Genomic DNA, 9233 nt, shown 5'->3' on the forward strand with positions numbered 1-9233 from the left:
CCCTCGCCCCACCCACACCTCACTGGAGGCCCCGGCGTGTCACGCCAGCTACTGACGGTCTGTCAGGATCCCGCCCCGGACTCCCCCGCGGACTCCTTCCGGACCATCGGCGAAGCGCTGGAGCGGGCGCGCGGGGGTGCCGTGATCAGCGTCCGGCCGGGCCGCTACCAGGAGTGCCTGGTGATCGGCACCCGGGTGACGATCGTGGCCGAACAGGCCCGGGGCAGCGTGGAGGTCGCGCCCCGGCGCGGCAGTGCGGTGGTTCTCAAGGCGGACGCGGTGATGCTCACCGACCTCGTGCTGACCGGCCGGGACGCGGAGTTGCCGGTGGTGGACGTGGCGCGCGGTCAACTCGCCCTGGAGGGCTGCGACGTGACCGGCGCGGGCTGGACGGCCCTGCTGGCCCGGGGTACCGGTTCGCTGGCCATGCGGGACTGCCGGGTGACCAACCCGCAGGGCGCGGGCCTGGTCGTCACCTCCCCCGTGGACAGCTCGGTCGAGTCCTGCACGGTGGAGCACCTGGGCACCTCGGGCGCGGTGATCGGCGAGAACGGCCGGGTCACCCTGCGCGGCTGCACGCTCCGGGACGCACGGGGCAACGGCGTGCTCGCAGGCGGCGAGGCGCGCGGCTCGGTCGAGGACTGCGACATCTCCTCCACCGACAAGCCCGCGATCGCGCTTGAGGACCGCTGCACCACCCGGGTCGTCCGCACCGCCGTCCACGACACCAGCACCGGGGTCCACCTGAGCAGTGCGGCCCGCACCACCCTGGAGGACGTGACCGTCTCGGGCACCACCGGCCCCGGGATCGTCCTGTCCGGCGGCACGGATCCGTGGCTGCGCCGCTGCCGTACGACGCGGACCGAGGGCCACGGCATGGTCGTACTGGAAAGGTCGCGCGGCACGATCGAGGACTGTCGCCTGGAGTCGGCGCAGGCACCGGCGCTGCGGGTCGGCGGGTCGTCGTCCCCCGTGCTCGTCGGCCTTTCCGTGCAGGGCGGTGCGGCGGACGGTCTGCTCCTGGAGGAGGAGTCGGTGGCCGAGCTGGACCGCCTGGAGGTGGCGGACGTGGCCGGGGTCGGCATCTCCGTCCGCTCCGGGGCCAACCCGCTCCTGCGCCGGGCGCTGATCACGGCGCCCGGCGGCCACGGCGTGGAGGTCTCGGCCGACGGCCGCGGCCGCCTGGAGGACTGCACGATCGAACGTCCCGGCGGCGCGGGCATCCGGGTCGAGGACGACGGCAACCTCTATGTCGGCGGCGGCACCGTGGACGTCGCGGGCGGACCGGGTCTGTCGGTCGGACCGGACGGCAGTGTCACGCTCCGGGACTGCGAGATCCGCGGCGAGCAAGGCACCCCGCATCCCGGCGTCCTGGTGGAGAAGGGCGGCGAACTCACCGCGAGCCGCCTGCGGGTGACCGGCGCGGGCGGCCACGGCGTGACCGTCGAGGACGGCGGGCGCGGCGCCTTCAACTCCTGCGAGTCCCTGCGCAGCGAGGGCGACGGCTTCCGCGTCGACACCGACGCGCCCGTCTCACTGGTCAACTGCACGGCGCGGGAGAACACCGGCGGCGGCCTGGTCCAGGTCCGCCCCGGCGACCGGCTCGCGGTGGAGGGCCTGACCAGCGCGGGCAACGGGCGTCGGGACGCCTGGGGGTCGGGGGACACCGAGGGCACGGACCCGGCGGGGGCTCCGGCCGTCCCTGATCAAGTCGGCGGCCCGCTGGGCGAGTTGGACGCGCTCATCGGGCTGGAGGACGTCAAGCAGCAGGTCCGTACCCTCGTCAACCTCACCCGGCTCGCCCAGCGCCGGGCGAGCATGGGGATGCCCGTCCCACCGATGAGCCGCCATCTGGTCTTCGCGGGCCCGCCCGGCACCGGCAAGACGACGGTCGCCCGTCTCTACGGCGCGATCCTCACGGAGTTGGGCGTCCTGCGCTCCGGTCATCTGGTCGAGGTCTCGCGCGCGGATCTCGTCGCGCAGATCGTCGGCGGTACGGCCATCAAGACCACGGAGACGTTCAACAGGGCGTTGGGCGGAGTCCTGTTCATCGACGAGGCCTACACCCTGGTCTCGGACAGCCGGGGCGGCGGGGCGGACTTCGGCCGGGAGGCCGTGGACACCCTGCTGAAGCTGATGGAGGACCACCGCGAGGACATGGTCGTGGTGGTGGCCGGCTACACGGACGAGATGACGGGCTTCCTCGCCTCCAACCCCGGTCTGGCGTCCCGGTTCTCGCGCACGGTGGAGTTCGCGAACTACTCGGTGCCGGATCTGGTCGCCATCATGGAGTCGATGTGCGCCCGCCACCAGTACGAGCTGGAGGACGCCACCCGCAAGGCCCTGACCGTCCGCTTCGAACGGATGCCGCGGGACGCCACGTTCGGCAACGGCCGTGCCGCCCGTCAGCTCTTCGAGGAGATGGTGGACCGGCAGGCGACCCGGCTGGCGGTCCAACCGGACATCAGCCAGCGGGACTTGACACTCTTCCTCCCGCCGGACGTCGGTGCGGAAGCGGCGGCGGCCGTGAGCGACGACGGCCCCGAGGGCGGCGACCCGCTCACCCGGCTGGGCGAGATGACCGGTCTGGCGGGCGTCAAGCGGGACGTCACCGACCTGGTCAACCTCCTTGCCACGGCCCGCCGTCGCGAGGCGGCGGGCCTCCCGGCACCCCGCATCAGCCACCACCTGGTCTTCACCGGACCACCGGGCACCGGGAAGACCACCGTCGCGCGTCTCTACGGCGAACTCCTGGCGTCTTTGGGCGTGTTGCCCAGGGGGCAGCTGGTGGAGGTGGCCCGTGCGGACCTGGTGGGCCGCTATGTCGGCCACACCGCCCAGCTCACCAGGGAGGTCTTCGAACGGGCCCTGGGAGGAGTCCTGTTCATCGACGAGGCCTACACCCTCACCCCCTCGGGCCCGTCCGGTTCCTCGGACTTCGGGAGGGAGGCGGTGGACACCCTCCTGAAGCTGATGGAGGACCACCGCGACGAGGTGGTGGTCATAGTCGCCGGCTACACCGACGAGATGACCGGCTTCCTCGCCTCCAACCCCGGCCTGACGTCCCGCTTCTCCCGCCGTGTCGAGTTCACCGACTACTCCGCCGACGAGCTGGTCACCATCGTCCGCCGACACGCGGAGACGAGCGGCTACGAGTGCGGCCCGGGCACGGGCTCGGCCCTGCGTACCCACTTCGACGCCCTCCCCCGCGACCGCTCCTTCGGCAACGCCCGCGCGGCCCGCCAGGTCCTGGAGGCGATGATGACCCGCCAGGCGGGCCGCATCAGCGCGATGGCCTCCCCCGGCTTCGACGATCTACGGCTGCTGCTGCCCGCCGACGTACCCGGCGGGGAGGCCCGGTGACCCGGCGGGCACACGCGCTGACGCTCACGATGGCGCTGGTGTGGCTGGGCGGCCCGGCGGCCGCCGCACCCTCGGCCGACGACGGGGTGAGCCTCCCCGTGATCCCCTCCGCGCTGACGGCCGACGCCTCCTGCACGGCCGGATCGTCCGCCGTGGCGAAGGCCGTGCCCTGGGAGCAGCGGTCGTTGGGCCTGACCCGCGTCTGGCGGACGGCGGCCGGAAGCAAGGGCGGTGCCGGGGTGACCGTCGCGGTCGTGGACACCGGGGTCTCCCCCCAGGCGCCCGCACTCGCGGAGCGGGTCACGACGGTGGGGGCCGCGGGGAGCGACTGCGTCGGCCACGGCACCTTCGTGGCCGGGCTCATCGCCGCCGCGCCCGCGAAGAACGTGCGATTCGCCGGGGTCGCGAGCAAGGCCCGCGTGCTCGGCGTCCGCGGCACGGACACCCGCGGCACGGCCACGGCCGCCTCGGTGGCGTCCGGCATCCGCGCCGCGGCCCGGGCCGGCGCCGACGTCGTCCTGGTCGCCCCCGCGCTGACCGGCGGTTCCACCGAACTGACGGCGGCCGTGACGTACGCGACGGACCGGGACGCCCTGGTCGTCGCGGCGGCGGCACCGGACCCGGCCCCGGGCTCGGGCACGGCCTCCGCGCCGCCGCCCCGGGACTACTGGCCCGCCGCCGACCCCGGGGTCCTCTCCGTCCTGGACCTCGACGCGAAGGGCTCCCGCCCGTCGAACGCCCCCGCCCCGCTCCAGGCCGACCTCACGGCCCCCGGCGACGGTGTCGTCGGCACCGGTCCCTCCGGAAAGGGCCACTACCTCGGATCCGGCGCGTCCCTCGCGGCGGCGTACGTCGCCGGTACGGCAGCGCTGGTACGCGCCGCGCACCCCGGCCTCTCGGCCGGGCAGACCGCGACACGGCTCGTGGAGACGGCGTACCCGTCCGGCATACCCCGGCTGGACCCGTACGCGGCGGTGACGTCCGTACGGGACGAGGAGGCGGCGCCCGCGACCGACAGCACGGCGGAAGCCGCCGTTCGCCTCGACGCCGATCCGTCGGCGACGGCGGCGGGGCGCCGGGCGCTGGCCGTGGCATCGGCGGGGGTTGCTGTGGGGTTGGGGGTCGCTTGGGCAGGGGCGGTTCTTCGGCTGCGGAGGCGGAGAACGGCGACCCTGGAATCGGAGGGCTGAGTGCGTGGTCGGCTGCGGGCCGGTGGGGGCTGGTCGCGCAGTTCCCCGCGCCCCTCAAAGCCCTCACCTGGCCCCGCCCTACATCACGCCTCCGCTCCTGCCAGTGCCGTCTGAACCAGCGTCGCCTTCCGTCGTACGATCCTCAGCGCCCGTCCCGCCGGCAGGTTCCGCGGCTTGATGTTGCCGAAGACGTAGCCCTCCGACGGCGGGCAGGAGAGCAGCAGCCCGGGTGTGTTGACCTCGTCCAGGCGCCTCAGGAGCTGGTCGTTCAGGCCCCGGCCCGCGCCCGTCGCCGAGCGCACCGCGACCACGTGCACGCCCACCTCGTGGCCGAGAGCCAGGTGGTCGAAGAGCGGGGCGAAGGGGTGGTCGAAGGCGTTGCCGCCGCCGATCATGTCGTAGTCGTCGATGAGGACGAACAGCCGGGGGCCGTTCCACCAGTCGGCGAGCCGCATCCGGGCCGGGGTGATGTCGGGGCCGGGTGCGCGGGTCTTCAGGGCCCGTGCCGAACCCGCCACCAGCTCCTTCAGGGAGTCGACCGAGACCGCGTGCCCGAGCTGGTACTCCGGCGGTACGGCGTCCACGAGTTCACGCCGGTAGTCGACGACCAGGACGCGCGCCTCGGCGGGCGAGTACCGCGAGGTGATCGACTTGGCGACCAGCCGCAGCAGGTTGGTCTTGCCGCTCTCCGTGTCACCGACCGCGACCAGGTGCGGCGTACGCGAGAAGTCGTGCCAGACCGGGGCGAGCTTCTCCTCGTCGAGGCCCAGTGGGATCCGCAGCCCGTCACCGAGTTCGGGCTCCGGCAGGGAGGACGCCGGCAACCGGTGCGGCAGCATCCGGACGGCCGGTGCCGCCGGCCCCGACCAGGCCCCGGCGATCCGGCCCACCAGGTCGGCGACCCCCTCCGCCAGGTCGTCCGTGTCCGACCGCCCGTCGACGCGCGGCAGCGCGGCGAGGAAGTGCAGCTTGCCGTCCAGGGTCAGGCCCCGCCCGCCCGTCCGCGGCACGGACGCCGCCTTGCGGATGTCCACGACGGAGTCCATCGTGTCGCCGAGCCGCAGTTCGAGCCGGGTGGCGGCCTGGTCGCGGATCTGTGCGCTCAGCTCCACCCACCGTGCCGTGGTCACCACCAGGTGGACGCCGTAGTTGAGGCCGCGCTGGGCGATCTGGTTGAAGGTGGCGACATGGGTGTCGTAGTCCTGCCGGACCGTCGACCAGCCGTCCACCACCAGGAACACGTCCCCGTGCGGCTGGTCCGCGAACTCCCCCTCCGCGCGCCGCCGTCGATAGGCGGCCATGGAGTCGAGCCCGTGGTCCAGGAAGAACCGCTCGCGGTCCGCGAGCAGTGTGGTCACCTCGGCGACCGTCCGGCTGATCCGCTCGCCGTCCAACCGGCTGGCGACTCCGGCGACATGCGGCAGCCCGGCGAGGCCGGCGAGCGAGCCGCCTCCGAAGTCCAGGCAGTAGAACTGGACTTCGCGCGGGGTGTGGGTGAGTGCGAGCGCGGCGATCAGTGTCCGTACCACCGTGGACTTGCCGCTCTGGGAGCCGCCCGCGACCGCCACATGGCCGCCCGCGCCGGACAGGTCCACCACGAGCGGGTCCCGCCGCTGGTCGAACGGCCTGTCCACCAGCCCGACGGGCACCCGCAGCCGCCCGACCCCGGACCAGCCGGCCGCGCTCAGCCCGCGCACCGGATCCTCCGCGATGCCCGGCAGCAACTCGTCGAGACCGGACGGGAGTCCGAGCGGCGGCAGCCACACCTCGTGGGCGGGCGGTCCGGAGTCGTGCAGCCGGGCCAGGGCGACGGAGAGCAGGGTCTGCGAGGACTCCTCGTCCGGAACGGGCACCGGAGCGACCGGCGCGACCGCCCGCGGCACCACCCACCCCGACGACCACGGCACGATCTGACTCGCCACCCTGGCCTGGGCGACCCCGCCCCTGCGCTGTCGGTAGGCCCCGGAGACATAGGCTGCCCGGAACCGGGTCAGCGCCTCCACCCCGCTCTTGAGGAACCCGGCGCCCGGCTGCGAGGGCAACTGGTAGGCGTCCGGCACCCCGAGCACGCCCCGGCTCTCCATCGCGGAGAAGGTCCGCAGACCGATCCGGTACGACAGATGGCTCTCCAGGGCGTGCATGCGCCCCTCGTCGAGCCGCTGCGAAGCCAGCAGCAGATGCACCCCGAGCGACCGGCCGAGCCGCCCGATCATCACGAACAGATCCATGAACTCCCGGTGCGCGGCCAGCAGTTCGCTGAACTCGTCGACGACCACGAACAGACTGGGCAGCGGTTCGAGGGGAGTCCCGGCGGCCCGCGCCTTCTCGTACTCCAGGGCCGAGCTGTAGTTCCCGGCGGCCCTCAACAGCTCCTGGCGCCGGATCAGTTCACCGTGCAGGGCGTCCTGCATGCGCTCCACCAGGGCGACTTCGTCGGCGAGGTTGGTGATGACGGCCGAGGTGTGCGGCAGCCCGTCGAGGCCGAGGAAGGTCGCCCCGCCCTTGAAGTCGACCAGCACGAAGTTCAGCGTCTCCGACGAGTTCGTCAGCGCCAGCCCCAGCACCAGCGTCCGCAGCAGTTCGCTCTTGCCGGACCCGGTGGCCCCGATGAGCATCCCGTGCGGGCCCATCCCGCCCTGCGCGGACTCCTTGATGTCCAGTTCGACGGGGCGTCCGTCGGCTCCGACGGCGACCGGCACCCGCAGCCGGGCGGCCCCGGTGGACCGCCGCCACAGGGCGGCCGGATCGTGCCGGTACAGGTCCGGGATGCCGAGCAGGGTGGTCAACTGCACGTCGCTCGCCAGGGGTTCGGCCGTGTCCGCGCTCAGACTCATCCGGTACGGCGCCAGCAGCCGCGCCAGCGCCTCGGCACCCGCGACTCCCACCGCGTCCGGCCGGCCGAGCACCGTGGACTGCTCCTTGCGGCTGCGGTCGGTGCGCACCAGCCGCACCGCGCCGGGCCGCACGTCCAGCCGCAGCGTGGTCCGCCCCGGCCGCCAGCCGAGCGCCCCGGACAGATCGAGGACCACGGTGTTCCGGGCGCCCGGCCCGTCCAGCCGGTGTCCGCCCGGCACCGTCACCCCGTCCACCACGATCACGGTGAACGGCTCGTCGCGGCCGGGGAGTTCGTCCGGGTCGAAGGACGCCCGCTCCGCGAACTCCGCACCCAGCAGGTCCTCCAGGTCCGTGAAGGCCGAGGCCACCATCCGCGCGGGCCCGGCCCCGTCCCGCTCCTGCGGATGCAGGGTGTGCGGCAGCCACTTGGCCCACTCCCACTCGCCGCGCCGCTCGTCGGAGACACAGAGCGCGATCCACAGGTCCTCGGGCGCGTGGAACACCGCGAGCTGGCAGAGCGCGGCCCGCACCAGGGACCGTACGGCGGCCTCGTCGCCCCGCAGCAACACCCGTGACCAGGAACGGAGATACAGACCGATCGGCTGGTCCGGGACCGTGCTGTACGCGCGCACGAACCGCCGCAGAGCGTGCGCGGACAGCGGTTCCAGGTCGTCGACGGGCTTGGTGGACAGGGGGTTCAGCCGCATCGACAGCTGCTGCTCGCCCACCGCGATACGGATCTCGCCGAAGTCGTCGTCCTTGGGCCGTCGTTCCCACAGCCGGGTGGTGCGCACCATGGAGCGCAGGGCGACGGGGGCGGGGTGCCGCCAGGCCAGAGCCTGCTGCTGTTCGATGACGATCCGCTGGACCTTGCCCCGGGTCTGGGTCAAGTACCGCAGGTAGTCCCGCCGTTCGCCGTGCAGCCGCTGTTTGCGCTCGCCGCTCTTGCGCATGACCTGGCCGACCATCATGGCGCCGGAGGCCAGCACCATCATGCCGAGCGCGAGGTAGCTGAAGACGCTGCTGGTGCCGCCCGGCCGGATGAACACCAGCATCATCGAGACGGACATCATCGCCATGGGCAGGTAGGTCCACACGGCGGAGGTGTCCGGCACGGTCTCCGGGAGCGTGGGCGGCTCCTGGAGGGTCAGCTCCCCTTCGGGCATCTCGGGACCGCGGCGGCGGGCGGGTCGGCGGAACAGGACGACGCTCAACGGAAGGGCTCCTCGTACGGGAGAACGCGGAAGGGGTGTCACTCCGTAATACGGATGGGGAGCCCCGCAGGATCTGTGCCAGGAGAATTCGATGACCGACCATCAGGTGGCCGAGCTGTGCCACCTCACCGTCCGAGGCCCCGCCCGGACGATCGACCTCGCCGTACCGGCGGACGTGCCGGTCGCCGATCTGCTGCCGACCCTGCTGCGGTACGCGGGCGAGGGCAGTGAGACCGAGGAGGGCGGCCTCGATCACGGCGGCTGGGTCCTGCAACGCCTCGGCGAGCGCCCGCTGGACGAGGAGGGCACTCTGAAGTCCCTCGACCTCAAGGACGGCGAGGTGCTCCATCTGCGGCCGCACGACGCCGCGTTGCCCGAGGTCCGGCTGGACGACCTGGTCGACGGCATCGCCAACGTCACCCGGGACCGGCTGCACGGCTGGACGCCGGAAGCGGGCAGGAGACTCCTCCTAGCCCTCGCGGTGGCCGCGCTCGCCCTGGGGCTGGGGGTGCTGGCCTGGCCCGGAGGAGACGCGGCCGTCCGGGCGGTCGCGGCCGGCGCGACCGGACTTCTGCTGCTCGCGGGTGCCGCGTCGGCAGCCCGCGCGGTGGGCGACCGGCCGGCCGGGGCG

At 73.4% G+C, this 9233-nt stretch carries 4 protein-coding genes; 3 read left to right on the plus strand and 1 reads right to left on the minus strand.

Translation table 11 applies throughout. The features are described 5' to 3' along the window. Positions 1–36: 36 nt before the first annotated feature. Together ABZ896_RS24800 and ABZ896_RS24805 are read left to right on the plus strand one after the other, a co-directional pair. On the plus strand, positions 37–3363 hold the full coding sequence (locus tag ABZ896_RS24800; protein ID WP_360933028.1) for a right-handed parallel beta-helix repeat-containing protein: 3327 nt from the start codon (positions 37–39) through the stop codon (positions 3361–3363). Continuing rightward, positions 3360–4553: a S8 family serine peptidase gene (locus tag ABZ896_RS24805; protein WP_360933031.1), complete on the plus strand. Its 1194-nt coding sequence runs from the start codon at positions 3360–3362 to the stop codon at positions 4551–4553. Before ABZ896_RS24800 ends, ABZ896_RS24805 begins: the two co-directional genes overlap by 4 nt. 83 nt (positions 4554–4636) lie before the next feature. On the opposite strand, the gene eccCa is transcribed toward ABZ896_RS24805, so the two are convergent. Beyond that, positions 4637–8554: a type VII secretion protein EccCa gene (gene eccCa, locus ABZ896_RS24810; protein ID WP_360933043.1), complete on the minus strand. Its 3918-nt coding sequence runs from the start codon at positions 8552–8554 to the stop codon at positions 4637–4639. A gap of 139 nt (positions 8555–8693) precedes the next feature. On the opposite strand from eccCa, the gene eccD reads away from it, so the two are divergent. Then, positions 8694–9233: type VII secretion integral membrane protein EccD (gene eccD, locus ABZ896_RS24815; protein WP_360933034.1), on the plus strand; the 540-nt coding region annotated here is incomplete at its 3' end.

This window comes from Streptomyces sp. NPDC047072, from assembly GCF_040643855.1.
GTDB lineage: Bacteria > Actinomycetota > Actinomycetes > Streptomycetales > Streptomycetaceae > Streptomyces.